The 21,656-nt window shown below is 64.3% G+C and carries 21 protein-coding genes; 11 read left to right on the top strand and 10 right to left on the bottom strand.

The features are described 5' to 3' along the window. Positions 1-59: 59 nt before the first annotated feature. The 8 genes from mdcH to AWB76_RS21485 are packed head-to-tail and all read right to left on the bottom strand — an operon-like array spanning position 60 to position 6,898. Positions 60-995, bottom strand: coding sequence for a malonate decarboxylase subunit epsilon (gene mdcH, locus AWB76_RS21520; RefSeq protein WP_061162279.1), 936 nt, complete (start codon positions 993-995; stop codon positions 60-62). Continuing rightward, complete coding sequence (locus AWB76_RS21515) at positions 992-1,621, bottom strand: malonate decarboxylase holo-ACP synthase (protein ID WP_063936373.1); 630 nt, start codon at positions 1,619-1,621, stop codon at positions 992-994. The genes mdcH and AWB76_RS21515 overlap by 4 nt, the downstream gene beginning before the upstream one ends. After that, entirely contained in the window at positions 1,621-2,436 is an 816-nt protein-coding gene (gene mdcE, locus AWB76_RS21510) for a biotin-independent malonate decarboxylase subunit gamma (protein ID WP_061162163.1), read from the bottom strand. Before mdcE ends, AWB76_RS21515 begins: the two co-directional genes overlap by 1 nt. Further along, a complete protein-coding gene (locus AWB76_RS21505) occupies positions 2,433-3,275 on the bottom strand; it encodes a biotin-independent malonate decarboxylase subunit beta (protein ID WP_061162162.1) in 843 nt (280 codons plus the stop codon). Before AWB76_RS21505 ends, mdcE begins: the two co-directional genes overlap by 4 nt. Then, entirely contained in the window at positions 3,272-3,574 is a 303-nt protein-coding gene (locus tag AWB76_RS21500; protein WP_061162161.1) for a malonate decarboxylase subunit delta, read from the bottom strand. The genes AWB76_RS21505 and AWB76_RS21500 overlap by 4 nt, the downstream gene beginning before the upstream one ends. Before the next feature lie 35 nt (positions 3,575-3,609). After that, positions 3,610-4,464 (bottom strand): triphosphoribosyl-dephospho-CoA synthase, encoded by an 855-nt coding sequence (locus AWB76_RS21495; protein ID WP_061162160.1) that lies wholly within the window; start codon positions 4,462-4,464, stop codon positions 3,610-3,612. 5 nt (positions 4,465-4,469) lie between these two features. Further along, a complete protein-coding gene (gene mdcA / locus AWB76_RS21490) occupies positions 4,470-6,131 on the bottom strand; it encodes a malonate decarboxylase subunit alpha (RefSeq protein WP_061162159.1) in 1,662 nt (553 codons plus the stop codon). Next, the gene (locus AWB76_RS21485; RefSeq protein WP_061162158.1) at positions 6,128-6,898 is read right to left on the bottom strand and encodes a GntR family transcriptional regulator; all 771 of its coding nucleotides are present in this window, start codon (positions 6,896-6,898) and stop codon (positions 6,128-6,130) included. Before AWB76_RS21485 ends, mdcA begins: the two co-directional genes overlap by 4 nt. A gap of 147 nt (positions 6,899-7,045) precedes the next feature. On the opposite strand from AWB76_RS21485, the gene AWB76_RS21480 reads away from it, so the two are divergent. The 3 genes from AWB76_RS21480 (at position 7,046) to AWB76_RS21470 (ending at position 9,545) form a co-directional block, all read left to right on the top strand. After that, positions 7,046-8,359 (top strand): MFS transporter, encoded by a 1,314-nt coding sequence (locus tag AWB76_RS21480; protein WP_061162278.1) that lies wholly within the window; start codon positions 7,046-7,048, stop codon positions 8,357-8,359. Between the two features lie 187 nt (positions 8,360-8,546). Further along, positions 8,547-8,906, top strand: a complete 360-nt coding sequence (locus AWB76_RS21475) for a hypothetical protein (RefSeq protein WP_061162157.1) — start codon at positions 8,547-8,549, stop codon at positions 8,904-8,906. A gap of 252 nt (positions 8,907-9,158) precedes the next feature. Further along, complete coding sequence (locus tag AWB76_RS21470; protein WP_061162277.1) at positions 9,159-9,545, top strand: hypothetical protein; 387 nt, start codon at positions 9,159-9,161, stop codon at positions 9,543-9,545. An 87-nt stretch (positions 9,546-9,632) separates the two neighbouring features. On the opposite strand, the gene fabI is transcribed toward AWB76_RS21470, so the two are convergent. Beyond that, on the bottom strand, positions 9,633-10,430 hold the full coding sequence (gene fabI, locus AWB76_RS21465; protein ID WP_061162156.1) for an enoyl-ACP reductase FabI: 798 nt from the start codon (positions 10,428-10,430) through the stop codon (positions 9,633-9,635). A 283-nt stretch (positions 10,431-10,713) separates the two neighbouring features. On the opposite strand from fabI, the gene AWB76_RS21460 reads away from it, so the two are divergent. From AWB76_RS21460 to AWB76_RS21435, 6 genes are all read left to right on the top strand, one after another. Then, positions 10,714-12,549 carry an extracellular solute-binding protein gene (locus tag AWB76_RS21460; RefSeq protein WP_061162276.1) on the top strand — a complete coding sequence of 612 codons (1,836 nt, stop codon included), beginning with the start codon at positions 10,714-10,716 and terminating at the stop codon, positions 12,547-12,549. 12 nt (positions 12,550-12,561) lie between these two features. After that, the gene (locus AWB76_RS21455) at positions 12,562-13,602 is read left to right on the top strand and encodes a microcin C ABC transporter permease YejB (RefSeq protein ID WP_061162155.1); all 1,041 of its coding nucleotides are present in this window, start codon (positions 12,562-12,564) and stop codon (positions 13,600-13,602) included. A 1-nt stretch (position 13,603) separates the two neighbouring features. Next, a complete protein-coding gene (locus tag AWB76_RS21450; protein WP_061162154.1) occupies positions 13,604-14,719 on the top strand; it encodes an ABC transporter permease in 1,116 nt (371 codons plus the stop codon). Then, positions 14,716-16,314, top strand: coding sequence for an ABC transporter ATP-binding protein (locus tag AWB76_RS21445; protein ID WP_061162153.1), 1,599 nt, complete (start codon positions 14,716-14,718; stop codon positions 16,312-16,314). Before AWB76_RS21450 ends, AWB76_RS21445 begins: the two co-directional genes overlap by 4 nt. A gap of 147 nt (positions 16,315-16,461) precedes the next feature. Next, positions 16,462-17,121 (top strand): C40 family peptidase, encoded by a 660-nt coding sequence (locus tag AWB76_RS21440; protein WP_061162152.1) that lies wholly within the window; start codon positions 16,462-16,464, stop codon positions 17,119-17,121. A 365-nt stretch (positions 17,122-17,486) separates the two neighbouring features. Next, positions 17,487-19,031: a 2-isopropylmalate synthase gene (locus AWB76_RS21435; protein ID WP_061162151.1), complete on the top strand. Its 1,545-nt coding sequence runs from the start codon at positions 17,487-17,489 to the stop codon at positions 19,029-19,031. 63 nt (positions 19,032-19,094) lie between these two features. Here the strand turns inward: AWB76_RS21435 and AWB76_RS21430 are convergent, their stop codons facing one another. Beyond that, positions 19,095-19,610, bottom strand: a complete 516-nt coding sequence (locus AWB76_RS21430; protein ID WP_061162275.1) for a hypothetical protein — start codon at positions 19,608-19,610, stop codon at positions 19,095-19,097. Positions 19,611-19,807: 197 nt separating this feature from the next. On the opposite strand from AWB76_RS21430, the gene AWB76_RS21425 reads away from it, so the two are divergent. Both AWB76_RS21425 and rpsO read left to right on the top strand, forming a co-directional pair. Then, positions 19,808-21,097 (top strand): branched-chain amino acid ABC transporter substrate-binding protein, encoded by a 1,290-nt coding sequence (locus tag AWB76_RS21425; protein ID WP_061162150.1) that lies wholly within the window; start codon positions 19,808-19,810, stop codon positions 21,095-21,097. Positions 21,098-21,235: 138 nt separating this feature from the next. Further along, the gene (rpsO, locus tag AWB76_RS21420) at positions 21,236-21,505 is read left to right on the top strand and encodes a 30S ribosomal protein S15 (RefSeq protein ID WP_008341789.1); all 270 of its coding nucleotides are present in this window, start codon (positions 21,236-21,238) and stop codon (positions 21,503-21,505) included. Positions 21,506-21,656: the final 151 nt, after the last annotated feature.

Below are 21,656 nucleotides of genomic sequence, written 5' to 3'. Positions count from 1 at the left end.
TGGCAGAAAGCACGAAAATGACAGCCCGGAACGTGAACCAGTGGCGCGCGGGAAGCGAATCAATCCTGCGCCCGGCGCGATGCGGCGCGAACGCGGGCCGCCACGGATGCGACGGGCGCCGCGTCCATCGCGACCGAGGCGATGTCCGGCAACGCTTCGGCGGCGAGCTGGGTGAGCGTCTGCCCCGGCGGCATCTCGACGAACACCTTCGCGCCGAGTTCGGCAAGCGCGATGGTCGAATCGTGCCAGCGCACCGGATGGCGCAGGTTCGTGGCGAGGTCTTCGCGGATGGCATCGGCACGGCGCAGCACGCGCGCGCCGCGATTGCCGACATACGCGATGCGCGGCGTGTCGATCGGCACGTCGCGCGCCGCGTCGATCAGCCGTTCGGCGGCGTCCTCGAGCAGCACGCAGTGCGACGGCACGCTCACGCACAGCCGCTCGGCCCGGCGCGCGCCGCGCGCGAGCACGATGTCGCGGACCTGCGCGAGCGCGGCATCGCTGCCCGACACGACGATCTGACGCGGCGCGTTCAGATTGCCGATGTAGGCATCGGCGCCGCTGTCGGCGATCGCGCGCGCGATCTCGCTTTCGTTGAGCCCGAGCACGGCGAGCATGCCGTAGCCGCGCGGATACGCGTCTTCCATCAGTTTCGCGCGCAGGCGCACGAGCTTGAGCGCATCGTCGAAAGCGATCGCGCCGCTGACGACCGCCGCCGCGTACGCGCCGACCGACAGCCCCGCCACGCTGTCCGGCTCGATGCCCGCATCCGCGAGCGCGCGCGCCGCCGCCACGCCCGCGACGACGAGCGCAATCTGCACGGCGACGGTCGATTTCAGCGCATCGGCGTGATCGAGTTCGAGGACGTTCGCGCCGAGCACGTCCGATGCCTCGTCGAATGCACGGACGATCGCCGGATGCCGCTCGCCGCCGCCGAGACGATGCAAAAAGCCCGGCGTTTGCGCGCCTTGCCCGGGAAAGAGATACGCGATCACGACGCCGCCCACGGATCGGTGACGAGACGCGGACCGTCGGCGTGGCGCAGCATCACGCGCAGATTGGCGCGCGCGAATTCCGCGAGCGAGAACGCGGCGTGGGGCGTTTCGATCTGCACGTCGATGCGCGTGCCTTCCTTCTGCGCGGCGTGCGAAAGCGCATCGAAGAGTGATGACGCGTCGTCGCGCGGCAAGGGCATCGGCGCGCGCACGACGATATCGAGATCGCTATCGCGCGTGATCGTCGGCATTGCGCTCGCGAGCTCGAAGCCCGCGCTGCCGGCCGGGCCCCAGTCGAGGCCGTATCCGTCGATGATCGGCGAAACCGCGCGCAGCAACGCGAACGCGGACAGATCGCGGCGCGCGGGTTCCGGCTCGCGCGTGCGCAGATCTTCGGGCGCGAGAAGCGCGTCGATGCGGCTCGGCTCGATCCAGCTTCCGAAGCGTTCGCCGCGCGTCATGCCGCGCACGCCGACAGCAATCCCGTCGCCGATACGCGGCGCACGTCGCACGACGACGAACGACGCGCGCGCGAGCGAGGCCGCGACCCACGCGGGCGCATCGGCGAAAGAGACGGCGCCGGCCGTGACCTGAAGCAGATCGTGCGGACGCGGCGCGCGATGCATCACGCGCTCCACTGCTCGCGCATGCGCCTGCGCACTTCGATCGATGCGGCGCGCGTGCGTTTCGCATCGGCGGAAGCGAGGCGGTTCGAGAGATCGCGCGAACCGTTGCGCGCATCCTCCACCGCCGCCGCGAGCGATGCCTTCACGCGTGCGATGTCGGCGGAAGCGGGCGAATCGGCGTCGATGCCTTCGATCAGCTCGTGCAGCAGCCCGAGCTTCGCATACGCGCTCATCTTGTAGGACATCGGCAGGACGGCGTCGCCGAGCGCATCGAGGCTTTCGACGCTGCGCCGCGTGACGCGCGCGGCGGCTTCCTTGCCCATCGCGTGAACGGCCGTGCCGGGCGCGTCGAGCGCGACGATGCGGTTCGCCTGATAACCGTGCGCGAGATACGCGCCCGACATCGCCGGGCCGACGATCAACGCGATCACCGGATGACCCGCGAGCCGCGCGCTCGCGTAGGCATCGACGGCGGCGGCGCAGGCGAGATGAACGCCGAGCAGCTCCTCGCGACGTCCATACGCCTGGCTTTTCACATCGACGACGGCGACGATGGGGCGCTTCACATCGGCATCGCGATCGGCGTCGATCGTTTCGCGCACGGCGCGCGCGAGCAGCCAGCCTTGTTCGAGCCCGACGACGTTATCGGTCGCGCGGGGAAAGCGGTTCTGCGGATCGGGCACGACGGTGAAGAAGCTCGCGCGTTCACCGTTAAGATCGCCTTCGCGCGCGCGGATCGGGCCGCGTTGCGTCGGCGCGGCGGTCGAAGTCAGCGCGTCGAGCCACAGCGCGCCGCGGGAAAGGGTGTCGGTCATGATGCGCCCCACAGTTTGCGCAAGGTATCGGGATCGATGGCATCGGGATTCACTTCCGCGAGCCGCGCGATGAAGCCATCCACGTTCTCGGTGCGATGCTGCTTCGGCACGCCGCGACCGAAGGCGGCGAGCACGGCGTCGCGCACCTGATCGGTATCGTCTTCGACGAGCGTGTCCGCGAGACCGGCCGCGACACGTTGCTCGCCGCCGATCATCGACCAGATGAGGCGGCGATCGCCCGAATCGAGTTCTTCGACGCCCGCTTCCTGCTCGATCACTTCCGGGCCGTTCATGCCGAGACGCGCCTGACGTGTCATCACGAGTTCGGTGCACAGCGCCGCCGCGAGCGACATGCCGCCGAAGCAGCCGACCATTCCGCCGATCACGCCGACCACCGGCACATGCCGCCGCAACGCGACGATCGCCGCCTGAATCTCCGCGATGACCGCGAGCCCGAGATTCGCTTCCTGCAGCCGCACGCCGCCGGTTTCAAACAGCACGACGGGACGGATCGCGCGTCCGGCTTCGAATTCGCTCAAGGCCATTTCGAGTGCGGCCGCGATCTTCGCGCCCGACACTTCGCCGATGCTGCCGCCCTGAAACGCCGGCTCGATCGCGGCGATCACCGCCGGCTCGCCGCCGAGCATGCCGCGCGCGATCACCGCGCCGTCGTCCGCCTGGCAGACGATGTTCTGCATCGCGAGCCACGGCGATTCGATGCGATCGAACGGACCGAGCAGTTCGCGGAACGTGCCTGTGTCGAGCAGCGCCTGCGCGCGTTCGCGCGCCGTCAGTTCGATGAAGCTGTGCCGCGCGAGAAACGTGTCGTGCGCGTTCATGGCGTGTCTCCTTCGCTCGCCTCGACGGCTTCGGACAGGCGCAGCATCACGACGCCGGGCGTCGCGCCGAAATCGTTCAGCTCGATCTTCGCCGCGCCGTCGTAGCGCTGGAAGAAGCGGTCGAGCACACTTTTCCACACGTGACCGTAACCATCGACGCTCGTGCGGATCACCACTTCCGCGTTCGCGCCTGGCGACGGCGAGAGCAGCACTTCCAGATCGCCCGAGCCGACCACGCCCACGTGTGCGCGGCGCGTGACGGGCCGCGTGGCGGGGTACTCGTATCGCATGTTTTCCATCGTTCGTTCCTCTTCGATGCGCTTCGTTTTGCACGTCAGGCGAGGCGCCTGAGACTGTCGAGAAAGAGTGTGGCGGCGAGCAGATCGGCGGCGCCGCCGGGCGATGCGTTCAACGCCAGCAATTCGGCATCGAGCAGCGCGAGCGCCGCGCGTCCTTCGTGCGTGCCCGCGCCGCCGCGGTCGATCACGCGCTTCGCGCCGTCTTGAGCCGCTTGCAGCGCGCGCCATCCGCCGCGATGCAGGAGACACGTATCGTCGAGCGACGCGATGATCGCGATCAGCGCATCGAGACGCGCGTCGGTTTCGCCGAGACCGCGTGCGCGCGCGGCATCAAGCGCGGGCAGGCCGATGCGCGATGCATGCGGAAAGCCGTCGTGCGCTTCGCCGCGTGCGCCTGCCACGCGATAGCGTTCGCTTACGCGCGCGCCGTGGCTCGTCGTCGCCGATATCGGTGCATAACGATCGTCGAAACGCGCGATCATCGCCGCCGATGCGCAGATCGCATCGCTGTCGCCGGGCGCATGCATCGCCGCGCCCGCGCACAGCAAGCCGACGATCCAGATCGCGCCGCGATGCGCATTGCTGCCGTTCGTCGCGCGCATCATCGCGGCTTCGCCTTCGCGGCCGATGCGCGCGAGTTGCTCGCGCAAAGCCTGCGACGGCCGCACGTCGCACGCCGCGCGCGCGATCGCGAGAAACGTCGGGTGCAGGGCATCAGCGGAACGCAACATCGTGTCCAGATCGAGATCGCGATGCGCGCCGCTGCCGCGTTCATCGACGAGCGCGGGCTTCGGCGTGAGGCGCGCTTCGGCGATGAGCGCATCGACGGCGCATTGCGCGATGAACGACGGCGCGAGCGCGTATGAAACTTCGCGAAGGGCGAGCTTCATCGCGCTTACCAGCTTCTGAAGCGCGCGGGCGGCGCATACAGTCCGCCCGACCACGCGACGAGATCGTCGATGCTGCGCGCCGCGAGCAGCGAACGCTTCGCTTCGCCGCGCCGCACGCCCAGATCTTCCGGATACGCGACGATGCCGCGCTGTCTCAACTCGGCGGTTTTTGCGGGATCGGCGCGCATGCCGATCGGCGTGACGCCCGCGACGGCCGCGAGCGCGGCGCGGCGTTCATCGACGCCTTCGGCCGCATGCAGATACGCGATGCCTTCTTCCGTCACGACATGCGTGACGTCGTCGCCGTAGATCATGACGGGCGCGATCGGCATGCCGCTTTTCTCGCCGACGGCGATCGCATCGAGCGCATCGACGATGGTCGGCTCGCCGCCTTTCTTGTACGTCTCGGCGGTCTGCACGACGAGTTTGTGACCGCGCGCGATCTTCGGGTTCGGGCCGTCGTCCTTCAGGAGTTTGAGCCACGCCTCGCTCGAATGCCGGCGGCCGCGCGGATCGTGTCCCATGTTCGGCGCGCCGCCGAAGCCCGCGAGCCGCCCGAGCGTGACCGTCGACGAATTCGCGTCGGCGTCCATCTGCAAGGTCGATCCGATGAACAGATCGACGCCGTATTGCCCCGCGAGCTGGCAGAACACGCGATTCGAGCGCAGGCTGCCGTCGCGGCCGGTGAAAAACACGTCGGAGCGCGCAGCGATGTAATCCTCCATGCCGACTTCGCTGCCGAAGCAATGCACGCTATCGACCCAGCCGGATTCGATCGCGGGAATGAGCGTCGGATGCGGATTGAGCGCCCAGTTCGTGCAGATCTTGCCTTTCAGTCCAAGCTTTTCGCCGTAAGTGGGCAGCAGCAGTTCGATCGCGGCGGTATCGAAGCCGATGCCGTGATTGAGCGTCGTCACGCCATAGCGCTCGTAGATGCCGCGGATCGTCATCATCGCCATGAGAATCTGCAATTCGCCGATGTGTCGCGGATCGCGCGTGAAGAGCGGCTCGACCGCGAACGGCCGATCCGCCTCGACGACGACATCGACCCACGAGCCGGGGATATCGACGCGCGGCAGTTCATCGACGATTTCGTTCACCTGCGCGACCACGATGCCGTGCCGGAACGCGGTGGCTTCGACGATCGTCGGCGTGTCTTCGGTGTTCGCGCCGGTGTACAGATTGCCGTGGCGATCGGCCTGCACCGCGCACACGAGCGCGACCTGCGGCGTGAGATCGATGAACATGCGCGCATAGAGTTCGATGTACGTATAAATCGCGCCGATCTCCAGCATGCCGTCTTCGAGCAGTTGCGCGACGCGCAGACTCTGCGGCCCCGCGAACGCGAAATCCACCTTATGCGCGATGCCTTGCTCGAAAAGCGCGAGATGCTCGGGACGGCTGATGCTCGAGATGAGCAGATGGATATCGTGCACGCGATCCGGATCGAGCTTCGCGAACGCGCGTGAGAGAAAGTCGGCCTGCTTCTGATTGTTGCCTTCGAGCGCGACGCGATCGCCCGTGACGATGAGCGCGCTCAACGCATCGACGATGCGCGCCGAATCGAGCACCGCGCCGTTCAGCCACGGCTCGATCAGCTTCAGACGCCGCGCCTTTTCCTGCGCGCGCGTGTTCCAGTTGCGGGTTTCAGCGATGACGTCGTTCATTGGTCGGCCTTGGCGGAAGTCTTTCGGGGAGATGCGCGGCGCTTCTTCTTGACATGGCTCGACTGGGCGAGCGCTTGCGCATCGGCGAGAAAGCGGTAGATCAGTTCGCCCGTGGAGAGCAGATGGCGCGCGACGAGCGTCTGCGCCTGCTCGATATCGCGCGCGGCGAGCGCATCGAAGATTGCGCGATGCTCGGCATCGGACGAATCCTTGTGGATCGGCAGCCCGAGTTTCAGCCGCAGATAACGCTCGCCGCGCCGATGCATCTGGCCGATCAGCTCCATCAGGCGAGGGCGGTCCGCGGGCGCGTAGAGCGCCATATGGAACTGCTCGTTGCGCACGACGTAGAGCGCGGGATCGGGCTCGTTCTCGGCGGCTTCGAGCAGGCGTTTCGCATCGGCGAGCGTGTCGGGCGTGTGATGCGCGATCGCAATGCCGATCGCGAGACTTTCCAGCGACGCGCGGATCTCGTAGATCTCGCGGGCCTCGTCGGCGGATTGCAGGCTGACCGCCGCGCCGCGATTCGGCTCGATCGTCACCCAGCCTTCGCTTTCGAGCTGGCGGAACGCTTCGCGCACCGGAATGGCGCTGACCGAGAACTGCCGCGCGATCGCGTCCTGGCGCAGCGGCTCGCCCGGCAACAGCGAACCCTCGACGATCGCGGCGCGCAACGCATCCGCGATGAAGCGCGACGTGCTCTGGCGCGGTTCGAACTGCGCGTCGCGAAATGAGGCCGGATGCGATCCGGCGGAGAGATCTGTCGGCATGGCTAGGTGAAAGTGCGGACTTGTGGTGTGTCGATGTTCAAATATTATATATAAAAACGCACACGGGTTCCCCGGTGCTTTCCCTAGACGCCAAAACAAACACTCCTTACTGACGCGTCGTTAATTTGTTCTTGGAGAGACATGGCCATGCCGACAACGCTGGATCGACAGATAAGCGCCACGCGCGCCACGAAGACGCCGCTCAACCGGTCGCAGATTACGGGCTTCTGGGGCGCGTGGGCCGGCTGGACGCTCGACGGAATGGACTCGTTCATCTACGCGCTCGTGCTCGCGCCGGCGCTCACCGAACTGCTGCCGCGTTCGGGCTACGAGGCGACGCCCGCGAATATCGGGCTGGCCGGCTCGATTCTGTTCGCGCTCTTTCTCGTGGGATGGGGTTTGTCGTTCATCTGGGGACCGCTCGCCGACCGCTTCGGACGCACGAAGGTGCTCGCCGCGACCATCTTCACGTTCGCGATCTTCACGGGCCTCGCGGCGACCGCGCACAACGTGTGGGAGCTCGGCTTCTACCGCTTCTGCGCGGGCGTGGGGATCGGCGGGGAATGGGCGCTCGCGGGAACGTATGTCGCGGAGGCGTGGCCGGAGGATCGTCGCAAGATGGGCGCGGGGTATTTGCAGACCGGCTATTACGCGGGCTTCTTCCTTGCGGCTGCGTTGAACTACACGATCGGCGCGGCATTCGGCTGGCGCGCGATGTTCCTCGTCGGCCTGTTTCCGGTCGTCGTGTCGATCGTGGTGCTTCTGCGCGTGAAGGAAACCGACAAGTGGGAGCGCGCCGAATCCGTTCATCCGCACGTCAAGCATGAGAGTTCGCTCAAGGCGATCTTCAATGCGCAATATCGCAAGCGGACGATCGTCGCGGCCGTGCTGCTGACGGTGGCGATCATCGGGCTGTGGGCGGGCGCGGTATATGAGCCGTCGGCGGTCGTGCAGCTCGCGACGAAGGCGGGCATGGACAAGCACGACGCGGCGCGCATGGCGTCGATCGCGACGGGCCTGCTGTCCATCGGCACGATCGTCGGCTGTCTCGCGCTGCCGCCGATGGCCGAGAAGATCGGCCGCAGAAAGACGCTCGCGGTGTATTTCGTCGGCATGGCGGCGTCGATCGCGCTCGCGTTCGGCTGGGCGTTCTATCTGCCGAACGGGCTCGTGCCGTTCATCGCGCTGCTCGTCGTGCTGGGCTTTTTCGGCGGCAACTTCGCGCTCTTTTCGCTGTGGCTGCCCGAGCAGTTCGAAACCCGCGTGCGGGCCACGGCCTTTGCGTTCTGCACGTCGGTGGGGCGCTTTTTCGGCGCGATCGTGAACTTCGGCATCGGCGCGATGGTGCTCAACATGAAGACGCTCGGCGTGCCGATCGCGATCACGTCGATCGCGTTTCTTATCGGTCTCGCGGTGATTCCGCTCGCGCCGGAAACGAAGGGGCAGGAACTGCCGAACTGACGGCGCGGCAGTTCTCGCAGACGACGGCCTTCGTGATGCGAAGGCCGTTTTATTTCATGCGCACGAGATTACTTTTCGTAAGGATTTTCGACGGTAATAGCAGGTTACGAAGTCGAACACTCGACGTTGCGGCGGTCCGATATAGTCCCGTCAACACAACAAACAACCCATCGAGGTGGGGCTTCACATGAACAAGGTATCGAAGGCTTCCGTGCTGGCTGGCGCCGTGATGATCGGCGGTCTGATGTTGTCCGGCGCGGCCAGTGCGGGCGTGTCCGTGGGCGTGAACATCGGGGTGCCCGCGCCTGTGTACGTCGCGCCCGCGCCGGTCTATGCGCCGCCTCCGCCGCCCGTCGTGTACGCGCCGCCTCCGCCGCCGGTGTACGCGCAGCCGGTCGTCGTGATCGGCTGGCACGGCGATCGTTACTGGGATGGCCGCCGCTACTGGGATCGCGATGATTACTATCGCCACTACGGTCATGGTCACGGCTACGATCACCACGACGATCACGACCACGACCACGGTCGCCACAACGGCTGGCATTGATCGATCGATTCGCCCGCATTGCCTGAAAGCCACTCGCGAGCGGGTGGCTTTTTCTTTTCCGATGTGACGCGGATTTGCCACGGTCGATGAAACGCCGCGACATTCCGATCGATGCAATGTAACAAAAGGTAAGGTTTCTCCTGACGTATCGCGCCGGTAGGCAAGAACTTACAGAACTGAAATATTGCGCCGAAAGGTTTCCGTTATATTTCGTCGCAAGCGAACCAGAAGAAAAGCGAGGTCCGGTTGCATATGAAAAGAAATTTCTCGGGACGAATCGGGGCGGGCGTGCTGGCGATTGCCGCACTCGGTGCGACGAACATCGCGCGCGCGGCGGACGTGCACGTGGGCGTGAATATCGGCATTCCGGCGCCGGTCTATGTCGCGCCGACGCCGGTGTACGCGCCGCCGCCGCCGCCCGTCGTGTATCAGCCGGCGCCGATGTATGCGCCGCCGGTCGTCATCGGCTGGCACGGCAATCGATACTGGGACGGGGGCCGTTACTGGAGCCGCAACGACTACTATCGTCATTACGGACATGGTCATCGGCCGCCGCCTCCGCCGCGTCCGCACGGCCCGCCGCCCGGGCACGGCCACGGACATGGCAACGGCCACGGCGGTCCGCACGGGCACCGTTGACAAACCGGCCGGAGACCCGCGCAGCAAAGAAAAAGCGCCGCTCACATCACGTGAGCGGCGCTTTCGTTTGAAGCGGGGAGTGCGCGCTTATTCCGCTTCGCTGCCCATTCCGCCGACGACCGCGTGAAATCCTGCATCGACATGCATGACTTCCGCGCTCACGCCGCCCGCCAGGTCCGACAGCAGGAACGCCGCGACATTGCCCACTTGCTCGATCGTCACGTTGCGCTTGAGCGGCGCGTTCTCTTCGACGAAGTTCAAAATCTTCCCGAAACCCTTGATGCCGCTCGCGGCCAGCGTCTTGATCGGGCCGGCGGAAATGGCGTTCACGCGCACGCCCTTGCCGCCGAGCGACGGCGACGCCGCCATGTAACGCACGCTCGCTTCGAGCGATGCCTTCGCGAGGCCCATCGTGTTGTAGTTCGGCAGCGCGCGCTCGGCGCCGAGATACGATAGCGTGAGCAGCGACGAGCCGTCTTTCAGCAACGGCAGCGCGGCCTTGGCGAGCGCGGGGAAGCTGTACGCGGAGATGTCGTGCGCGACGCGGAAGTTCTCGCGCGTCATGCCGTCGAGGAAGTCGCCGGCGATTGCCTCGCGCGGCGCGAAGCCGATGGAATGCACGAGGCCGTCGAGCGAATCCCAGCGTTCTTTCAGCGACGCGAAGAGCCCTTCGATTTGCGCGTCGTCGGCGACGTCGCACGGATAGACCATGTCGCTGCCGAACTCGGTCGCGAACTCGGTGATGCGCTCCTTGAAACGCTCGCCGACATACGTGAACGCCAGTTCCGCGCCCTCGCGCTTGCAGGCCTCGGCGATGCCGTAAGCGATCGAGCGGTTCGACAGCAGGCCCGTCAGCAGAATTCGTTTTCCAGCGAGAAAGCCCATGAATGCTCCTTCTTTGATGTCAGTGTCGCGGCGTGCGCCGGTTGATCCGTTGCCGCGCGGGGTCGTGCGTTGCGCGATCGGCCTGATGGCAGACCCTGAGGTCGCGAGCCGAACGGTGCGTGATTTTGGGTAGAATTCTCTCACATCGCAATGCCTCGCCGAGGATTCCCGCGGCGTTCGCAGCGGGCTTTCGCCAGAGCCACGCAACCGCGCCACCCGTTCATATCGCGCCAAGAGGCCCATGACGACTCGCACGACGATCCGCTCATCCAGCGCCTCGCGCATGTTCATCGCACTTGCGCTTTGCGGATCGGCCATTTGGTTCGCGAGCCCGGCGCACGCGGTGCACGCCATCGCCCAATACGGCGAGCCGAAATATCCGGCCGGTTTCAAGCACTTCGGCTATGTGAATCCCGACGCGCCGCGCGACGGCACACTCGTGCTCGCGAACCCGAACCGGCTGACGAGCTTCGACAAGTTCAATCCGTTCACGCTGCGCGGCAACCCGGCGCCCGGTCTTTCGCTGATGTTCGAGAGCCTGACCACGGGCAGCTCCGACGAAGTATCGACGGCTTACGGCCTGCTCGCCGACGATATCGCGGTCGCGCCCGACGGCATGTCGACGACGTTCCACATCAATCCGAAAGCACGCTTTTCCAACGGCGATCCGGTCACCGCCGAGGACGTGAAGTTCTCCTTCGAGACGCTCAAGAGTCGGCTCGCCGCGCCGCAGTTCGCGGTTTATTTCGGGCAGATCGCGCGCGCGGTGATCGTCGATCCGCTCACGATCCGCTTCGAGTTCAAGACCGCGACGCGCGAAATGCCGCTGCTCGCGGGCGGCATTCCGGTGTTCTCGCGCAAATGGGGAATGAAGCCGGACGGCACGCGCGTTCCGTTCGATCAGCTCGCGTTTCAGAAGCCCATCGGCAGCGGGCCGTATCTCATCGACCGGTACGACAACGGGCGCACGATCTCGTACAAGCGTAATCCGGAATATTGGGGCGCGGCGCTGCCGGTGCGCATTGGCATGTTCAATTTCGCGCATATCGACTACAAGCTCTACGGCGATCCCACCGCGCGGCTCGAAGCGTTCAAGGCGGGCGAGTACGACGTGCTCGTCGAGTATGTCGCGCGAAGCTGGGTGCGGCGCGATATCGGCAAGCGTTTCGACAGCGGCGAGCTCATCAAGCGCGAATTCCCGCAGCACAACGGCACCGGCATGCAAGGCTTCTTCATGAACACGCGCAAGCCGCTCTTCAAGGACGTGCGCGTGCGTCAGGCGCTCGATCTCGCGCTCGATTTCGAGTGGCTCAACCGGCAACTGTTCTTCAATCAGTACAGGCGCATCGACAGTTTCTTCGTCAACACGGACCTGCAAGCGAAAGGCACGCCGAACGAAGGCGAACTGGCGATATTGAACCCGCTGAAGGATCAGCTCGATCCATCCGTGTTCGGCGAGATGCCGCGCCAGCCCGACACCGATCCGCCCGGCTCGCTGCGCGCCAATCTCATCAAGGCGCGTGAATTGCTCGCGCAGGCGGGCTGGACGTATCGCGACGGCGCGTTGCGCAACGCGAAGGGCGAGCCGTTCGTCTTCGAGATTCTCGACGACACCGGCGGCGGCGCGTCGATGGAACCGGTCGCGGCGGCGTTCGGGCGCAATCTGCAGAAGCTCGGCATCACGATGAACTTTCGCACCGTCGATTACGCGCTGATCCAGAAACGTCTCGATGCCTTCGACTTCGACATGACGAGCGTGCGCATGCCCGACGTGCAGGTGCCCGGCACGGAACAGGTTTCGCGCTTCGGCAGCAAGTCGGCGGACGAGCAGGGCTCGGACAATCTCGCGGGCGTGAAGTCGCCCGCCGTCGATTCGATCCTGCAGAAGGTCATTTCCGCGCAGACGCGCGAGCAGCTCGTCGATGCAACGCACGCGCTCGATCGCGTGCTGATGAACGGCTACTATGTGGTGCCGCACTGGTACTCGGCGACGCATCGCGTGGCGTATCGCAATACGCTCGCCTATCCGTCGACCTTGCCGCTGTACTACGGCGCGGAAGAGTGGGTCATATCGACGTGGTGGGCCCAATCCAGGCCCGCCGCGCACGCGGCGAAGTAACGAGGGCGCGCCATGTGGAGCTACATCCTTAAACGCATTCTCTTGATGATCCCGACGCTCATCGGCGTGCTGACGCTCACTTTCGTCGTGATCCAGTTCGTGCCGGGCGGCCCGGTCGAGCAGGCCGTGCATGACCTGCGGCGCGGCCAGTCGGAAGGCGGCGGCGGGTTCGGCCTGCGCACGCATACGGGTGTCGATGCACAGCAGGTCGAGCAGCTCAAGAAGCTCTACGGCTTCGACAAGCCGCCGCTGCAACGCTACGTCCTGATGCTCGGCAAGTTCGCGCGCTTCGATCTCGGCGAGAGCTACTTCAGGCATCAGAGCGTGTGGTCGCTGATCGTGTCGAAGCTGCCGGTGTCGATCAGCATCGGCTTGTGGACCTTCTTCATCACGTATCTGATATCGGTGCCGCTCGGCATCGCCAAAGCCGTCAAGAACGGCTCGAAGTTCGATGTCGCGACGAGTCTCATCGTGCTCGTCGGCTTCGCGATTCCGGGCTTCGTGCTCGGCGTGCTGCTGCTCGTGCTCTTCGGCGGCGGCACGTTCCTGCAACTATTCCCGCTGCGCAATCTCACCTCGGACAACTGGGCGGCGCTCTCGCTCGGCGGCAAGATCCTCGATTATCTGTGGCACATCACGTTGCCCGTGGTGGCGTCGGTGGTGGGCAGCTTCGCCGTCATCACGATGCTGACGAAGAACGCGTTTCTCGACGAAATCCGCAAGCAATACGTGCTCACCGCGCGCGCCAAAGGCCTGAGCGAGCGGCGCGTGCTGTGGAAGCACGTGTTCCGCAACGCGCTTTTGCCGCTGATCGTCGGCTTTCCGGCGGCGTTCATCGGCGCGTTCTTCACGGGCAGCCTGCTGATCGAAACGCTCTTTTCGCTCGACGGCCTCGGCTTGCTCTCGTACGAATCCGTCGTGCGGCGCGATTATCCCGTCGTGCTCGGCACGCTTTATCTTTTCACGCTGATCGGCCTCGCGACGAAGCTCATCTCGGACCTCTGTTACGTCTGGGTCGATCCACGCATTCAATTCGAACAACTGGAGCGCTGATTTGAATCGAGCCGCTTCATCGGAATCGTCACGACGCGACGCCGGCGACGCGCGGCCGCTGCGAGGCGAAGCATCGCTCTCGCCCGGGCGGCGCGTGTGGCTGCGCTTCAAGCGCAACCGGCTCGGGTACTGGAGCCTCATCGTGTTCATCGCGGCATTCGTGATCAGCCTCGCGGGGCCGCTGTGGTCGAACGACAAGCCGCTCGTCGTGCGTTATCAGGGTCACCTGTACTTTCCGCTCGTGAAGACTTACGCCGAGACGACTTTCGGCGGCGACTTCCCGACGCCCGCCGATTATCTCGATCCCTTCGTGCGCGACCGCTTCAGCGCGCCCGGCAACTTCGCGATCTATCCGCCGAATCACTACTACTACGACACGCTCAACTATTTTTCGAAAGGCTCGAATCCGGCGCCGCCTTCGCGCGAGAACTGGCTCGGCACCGACGATCGCGGCCGCGACGTGTTCGCGCGGCTCGTCTACGGCTTTCGCGTCTCGGTGCTGTTCGCGCTCGTGCTGACGGCGATCGGCACGGTGCTCGGCGTGCTCGCCGGCGCGGTGCAGGGCTATTTCGGCGGCAGGATCGACATCACCGGGCAACGGCTGATCGAGATATGGAGCGCGTTGCCGGAGCTGTATCTGCTGATCATCTTCGCGTCGATATTCGAGCCGAGTCTGATTCTGCTGATCATCCTGTTGTCGCTGTTCGGATGGATCGGTCTGTCGGATTACGTGCGCGCGGAGTTTCTGCGCAATCGCACGCAGGATTACGTGCGCGCCGCCCGCGCGATGGGTTTGTCGAACTGGCAGATCATCTGGCGGCACGTGCTGCCCAATAGTCTGACGCCGGTCATCACGTTCCTGCCGTTTCGCATGAGCGGCGCGATTCTCGCGCTGACGAGCCTCGATTTTCTCGGGCTCGGCGTTCCGTCGCCGACCCCTTCGCTCGGCGAGTTGCTCGCGCAAGGCAAGGCCAATCTCGATGCGTGGTGGATTTCGCTGTCGACGTTCGGCGTGCTCGTCGCGACGCTCCTTTTGCTGACCTTCATGGGCGATGCATTGCGCAACGCGCTCGACACGCGCATCTCCGACGCGGTGAAAGCCGGAGGCGGCCAGTGAGCGAGCCTTTGCTTTCGATTCGGGACCTGCGCGTGCGCTTCGGCGACACGCTCGCTGTCGATGGCGCCAATCTCGACATCCGCGCGGGCGAACGCGTGGCGCTCGTCGGCGAGTCGGGCTCGGGCAAGAGCGTCACGGCGCTGTCGGTGCTGCGCCTCGTGCGCGATGCCGACGTGAGCGGATCGATCCGCTTCGGCGGCGAGGAATTGCTGTCGAAGAGCGAGCACGCGATGCGCGGCCTGCGCGGCTCCGACATCGCGATGATCTTCCAGGAGCCGATGACCGCGCTCAATCCGCTCTACACGGTCGGCGATCAGATCGGCGAGACGATTCAACTGCACGACGGCGCGAGTCCGCGCGAGGCGAGGAAGCGCGCAATCGCACTGCTGGCGCGTACCGGCATCACCGAGCCGGAGCGGCGGGTCGACAGCTATCCGCATCAGTTGTCGGGCGGGCAGCGTCAGCGCGTAATGATCGCGATGGCGCTCGCGTGCCGGCCGCGCCTCCTGCTCGCCGACGAGCCGACCACCGCGCTCGACGTGACGATCCGCGCGCAGATCGTCGAATTGCTGCTGGAGCTTCAACGCGACGAGGCTGAAAAGCGCGGCATGGCCGTGCTGCTCATCACGCACGACCTGAATCTCGTGCGGCGCTTTGCCGAACGCGTCGCGGTGATGGAAAAGGGCGTGCTCGTCGAAAGCGGCACGGTGGAAGAGATTTTCACGTCGCCGCAGCATCCGTACACCAAGCGGTTGATGGAAAGCAAGCCGAAGCGCAACGTGCTGCCGGTGCTGCCCATCGCGCCGGTGCTGCTGGGCGCGAAGGACGTGTGCGTCGATTACCCGACGCGCCTGCCCGGTTTCGCGGGCTGGTTCCGGCGCGGCCGCTTCAAGGCCGTCGACGACGTCACGCTGACGGTGCGGCAGGGCGAGACGCTCGGCATCGTCGGTGAATCCGGCTCGGGCAAATCCACGCTCGCGATGGCGCTGCTCGGCCTGCAGCGCGTCTCGGCCGGCACGGTGCAATTCCAGGGGCGCGCCATTGGCGATTTTCGCGGACGCGAAAAAACCGTGCTGCGCTCGAATCTGCAAGTCGTATTTCAAGACCCGTTCAGTTCGCTATCGCCGCGGCAGACGGTGGAGCGCATCGTCGGGGAGGGGCTGGCGCTGCATCGGCCGCAACTCGATGCAGCCGCGCGGCGCGCGAAAGTCATCGCGGTGCTGCGGGAAGTCGGCATGGACCGCGCGGCGCTCGATCGCTATCCGCACGAATTTTCCGGCGGGCAGCGGCAGCGCATTGCGATTGCCCGCGCGCTGGTGCTCGAACCGAGCATCCTGATCCTCGACGAACCGACCAGCGCACTCGATGTTTCCATTCAAACTCAAGTACTTGCACTTCTGGCCGATATTCAGAAGAAGCACAATCTCGGTTACGTTTTTATTAGCCACGACCTCCAGGTGATCGGCGCGATGGCGCATCGCGTCGCGGTCATGCGGAATGGTTTTGTCGTCGAGACGGGCGAGGTGGAGAAGATTTTTGCGAACCCCTCTGACGAATACACAAGAAAGCTTTTGCGAGCAGCCCTGGATTCCTAAAAATCTTTCTTTTTCACCAATTGGGTGCCCGTCGCAATTGTATTTTTCTATTTCTTTTGACAGTTAAATACTTTGTGGCTAGTATCCTTCCAAACTTTCACGTATCTCCCTGATTTAGCAGCCTTTAATTGTAAAACCTACCGACCGATGCAGCCACTAACGTTGACTCAGACATGCGCGCGTGCCGCCGCCAGCATGTTAATCGGCCTTCTGATGACAACAACTTCCGGCGCGTTCGCCGACGAAGTCAACAGTAGCAGCCAAAATGCCAACAACGGCATTTTCTCCTCCAGCAAATCCAGCGATGCCGCAAACGCAGACGCCGCCAGCACTCCGGGTGGCGCGAAGTCGTTTCTGTCGGGCGTGGCGAGCAAAGCGGGCGACGTCGTCGTCGGCGCGCTCAACATGATCGGCGTGCGTTATCGCTGGGGCGGCAACACGCCGGATTCCGGTCTCGATTGCAGCGGCTTCGTGCGCTACGTTTTCCAGGACACGCTCGGCATGACCTTGCCGCGCCGCGCCGAGGAAATGAGCCGCGTCGGCGAGAAGGTGACCGTTTCCGATCTCAAGCCGGGTGATCTCGTGTTCTTCAACACGATGCGCCGCTCGTTCTCGCACGTCGGCATCTATATCGGCGACAACAAGTTTGTGCATTCGCCGTCCACCGGCAGCACGATCCGCGTCGACGACATGGAAGATGGCTACTGGGAAAAGCGCTTCCAGGGCGCGCGCCGTATCGAGAACGCGCAAGTCGGCGACGGCTCGGAATTGCGCCAGCGCGTGAGCGCGTCGATCGGCGGTTACTGATCGTTGATCGTCTGCCGGCATCGAAAAAAGCCTGCCTCCTTTCGGGACGCAGGCTTTTTTGTTTTCCGGCAGCGTTCGCGGGCGATATCAATCGGTGCAATCGGAAAGCCTCATTGCACGCGCCCCTAAAAGCCGTTATAGTTTTTGAATGAACTTTTTCTCGTTCCCCTTCTCGCTGTTCCCGGCTGGTGCGTCGCTACGCGCACTATCGCTGCTAGCGCGCCTACCGCGCTAATTCGTCTCGCCTCCCGTCTGCTCGTCCATTCAGGTTTTCGACGCCAGCGGTGGCGCGAACACCCGAATTCCCTTTTGAGTTTCATCTCGATATCTCCAACAATCGATAAATCTCCCCACAGGAGCGCAACATGGCAGCAGACAAGTTGATCATTTTCGACACGACCTTGCGCGATGGCGAGCAGTCCCCCGGCGCGTCGATGACGAAGGAAGAGAAGATCCGCATCGCGAAACAGCTGGAGCGCATGAAGGTCGACGTGATCGAAGCAGGCTTCGCGGCCAGTTCGAACGGCGATTTCGACGCGATCCACACCATTGCGTCGCTCGTGAAGGACAGCACGGTCTGCTCGCTCGCCCGCGCGAACGACAAGGACATCCAGCGCGCCGCCGATGCACTGAAGCCCGCCGGGCAGTTCCGCATCCACACGTTCATTGCGACGTCGGCGCTGCACATGGAAAAGAAGCTGCGCATGACGCCGGAGCAGGTCTATGACCAGGCGCGTCTTGCCGTGCGCTTCGCCCGCAAATTCACGGATGACGTCGAATTTTCGCCGGAAGACGGCAGCCGCTCGGATATCGACTATCTCTGCCGCGTCATCGAGGCCGTGATCGACGAAGGCGCGCGCACCATCAATATCGCGGATACGGTCGGCTACGGCGTGCCGGAACTCTACGGCAACCTCGTCAAGACGCTGCGTGAGCGCGTGCCCAATTCCGACAAGGCGATCTGGTCGGTGCACTGCCACGACGACCTCGGCATGGCGGTCGCGAATTCGCTCGCGGGCGTGCAGATCGGCGGCGCGCGTCAGGTCGAATGCACGATCAACGGTCTCGGCGAGCGCGCGGGCAATACGTCGCTCGAAGAGATCGTGATGTCGGTGAAGACGCGCAAGGATTACTTCGGCCTCGATCTCGGCATCGACACGACGCAGATCGTTCCGACGTCGAAGCTCGTCTCGCAGATCACCGGCTTCGTCGTGCAGCCGAACAAGGCGGTCGTCGGCGCGAATGCGTTCGCGCACGCATCGGGCATCCATCAGGACGGCGTGCTGAAGGCGCGCGACACCTACGAAATCATGCGCGCCGAAGACGTGGGTTGGAGCGCGAACAAGATCGTGCTCGGCAAATTGTCCGGCCGTAACGCGTTCAAGCAGCGCCTCGAAGAACTGGGCGTGACGCTCGAATCCGAAGCCGACGTGAACGCCGCGTTCGCGCGCTTCAAGGATCTCGCCGACCGCAAGGCCGAAATCTTCGACGAAGACATCATGCAGATCGTCTCCGAGGAATCCGCGGAAGCGCAGGCGAAGGAACACTTCCGCTTCGTGTCGATGAAACAGCATTCGGAAACCGGCGAGCAGCCGCAAGCGAAGGTCGTGTTCGCGGTCGAAGGCACCGAAGTCACCGGCGAAGCGGGCGGCAACGGTCCGGTCGATGCGACTTTGCACGCGATCGAATCGAAGGTCGAGAGCGGCGCGGAACTCGTGCTGTATTCGGTCAACGCAATCACCACGGGCACGCAGGCGCAGGGCGAAGTCACCGTGCGCCTGTCGAAGAGCGGGCGCATCGTGAACGGCGTGGGCACGGACCCGGACATCGTCGCGGCTTCGGCGAAGGCGTACATCGCCGCGTTGAACAAGCTGCATTCGAAGGTCGAGAAGCTCAATCCGCAGCTTTGATCCAGTCGTTCGAGACGCAAAAAAGCCCTCTTCGCGAGGGCTTTTTCTATGGCGTCGATGCGATCAGAACAGATTGCGCCTGTCCGGATCGTGCAGCGGATCGGGCGTTTTCTGCGTCATGCGCAGGATGCCCTGATCGTCGAAGTAAAAGTTGTACATCATGTACCAGACGTTCGCTTCCATGTAGCGATAGGTCCAGACTTCGCGCTTCATCAGCGGAAAGTACGACGTCTCCACCGGCCGCCCAAAGTTCACGAGCACGTCCTTCTTCGTCCAGGTGCCGATCTGCGCCTTGTAGAACTCGTTTTCTTCGAGCACCTGCCGCACGTTCACGATTTTTCCGGACGCGTCGATATCGGCGGCGGTGGTGAATTCGCCGAGCGGTTGCGTTGGCCACATCAGACGCTTGCCGCCGTCGGGCAGATCGTAGACTTCGCGCGGCGGGCCGAGGCGGGCGGTGATCGTCGAGACATCCGCGCCAGCCTGATAGTTCTGCCACGGCTGCGCGCAGGCGGACAGAAGGAGCGCCACGCCCGCGCATGCGAGCGATACGCGCATGCGGTTGAGTTTGTGCAGCATTGAAGCCTCCACGTGCTGGCTCCTCGCGTCGGCGAGCAGCATTCGTTATCGATGTTTCCCGTGATTTTGACACGCGCGCGCGCCAAAACATTCTCCGCTACATGGCCGCATTCGGGCCGATGTGTCGGCAATGCGGACTTGCGCGGCGCGCCCGGCGCGGCCTATGATCCGCGCTTTCGGCGGATCGGCGGCAAACCATGAAGAACGGAATCGGCGCGGGCGTTTCGCGATGGCTGCGCATCGCGGCATCGGCGTGTCTCGCATTGTCCCTGTCAGCGCATGCGGCGGACCTGCCGCCCATCAGGCTGGCGCTGATCGAGGGCATGTCCGGGCCGTTCGCGAACGCGGGCGCGATGGTCGAGCGCAATGTGCGCTTCGGCATCGATCGGGTGAATGCACGGGGCGGCGTGAAGCTCGCCGACGGCGCGCATCCGCTGCAACTCGTCGTGCTCGACGGCAAGGGCAGCAGCGAGGCGAGTCTCGTGCAGTTGCGCGCGGCCATCGACGAGAAGATCGGCTTCGTCATGCAGGGCAACAGTTCGGCGGTGGCGGCGGCGCTCGTCGCCGCGATCGACAAGCAAAACGCGCGCGAGCCGGATCGCCGCGTGCTGTTCCTGAACTATTCCGCCGACGATCCCGCGCTCACCAACGACGCGTGCAGCTTCTGGCATTTCCGTTTCGATGCGCACGCCGGCATGCGCATGGACGCGCTCGCCGACGCGCTGAACGACGATCGCGCGGTGAAGAAGGTCTATCTGCTCAATCAGGATTACAGCTTCGGTCACGACGTGAGCCGCGAGGCGCAGCGCGCGCTGAAGGAGCGTCGGCCGGATATCGCGATCGCGGGCGACGAGTTTCATCCGATCGGCCGCGTGAAGGATTTCGCGCCTTACATCGCGAAAATCCGTGCGAGCGGCGCCGATGCCGTGATCACCGGCAACTGGGGCAACGATCTGACGCTGCTCGTGAAGGCGGCGCGCGAGCAAGGGCTCGACACGAAGTTCTACACCTTCTACGGCAACAGCCTGGGCGCGCCCGCCGCGCTCGGCGATGCCGGCGTGAAGCGCGTGATCGCCGTGGCGGACTGGCATCCGAACGCGGGCGGCGCGGCATCGGATGCGTACTATCGCGCATTCCGGACGCGTTATCCGTCTGCCGCCGACGATTATCTGGTGGCGCGCATGCCGCTGATGGTCGACATGCTCGCCGCCGCGATGACGCGTGCGAAGAGCGCAGACCCGCTCGCGGTGGCGCGCGCGCTGGAAGGCATGAGCTACGACGGCGAAGGATTTCACCCGATGACCATGCGCGCCGACGATCATCAGGTGATCCAGCCCCTGTATGTAATGGAAATGGACAAGGCGGGAACGAAGGGCGTCGCGTTCGACAACGAAGGCTCGGGTTACGGTTTCCGCACGCTTCTGAGCGTCCCGGCCGACAAGACCGCGCAGCCCACGACATGCCGGATGCCGCGCCCGGCGCGCTAGAAGTCCTTCAGCGAGACATCGCGCTGTGCTATACTCTGCGCTTCGTTTTTGGCGCATTGCCGGAGACGATTCATTTTTTGTAAATCCACGGCACGGCCTTTCTTCCGTGACCGCCTGTTTGTTTCAAAGGAAAAGCAAATGTCCGTAGCAGAAATCAAGAAGTCCGACATCGTCGCTGAATACGCACGCGGCGCAAACGACACCGGTTCTCCTGAAGTGCAAGTCGCACTGCTGACGAGCCGCATCAACGAACTGACCGTCCACTTCAAGTCGCACTCGAAGGATCACCACAGCCGCCGCGGTCTGCTGCGCATGGTGAGCCGTCGTCGTAAGCTGCTCGACTACCTGAAGGGCAAGGACGCAGACCGTTATCGCTCGCTGATCGAAAAGCTGGGTCTGCGCAAGTAATTGGCGCCAAGCGTGGCTTTGCGGCCAACGTTCTAACGAAGTGCCTGTGTCAGTCCGCTGATACAGGCACTTTGTTTTTGTACGTTTCGCTCGTGAAGTGGTGCCCGATCGCGTTTTCGGCAATCGGCACCCCGTAGTTGCAACGGGTCAG

This window comes from Caballeronia temeraria, from assembly GCF_001544795.2.
Lineage (GTDB): Bacteria > Pseudomonadota > Gammaproteobacteria > Burkholderiales > Burkholderiaceae > Caballeronia > Caballeronia temeraria.
This window is presented reverse-complemented; position numbering and strand designations above follow the sequence as displayed.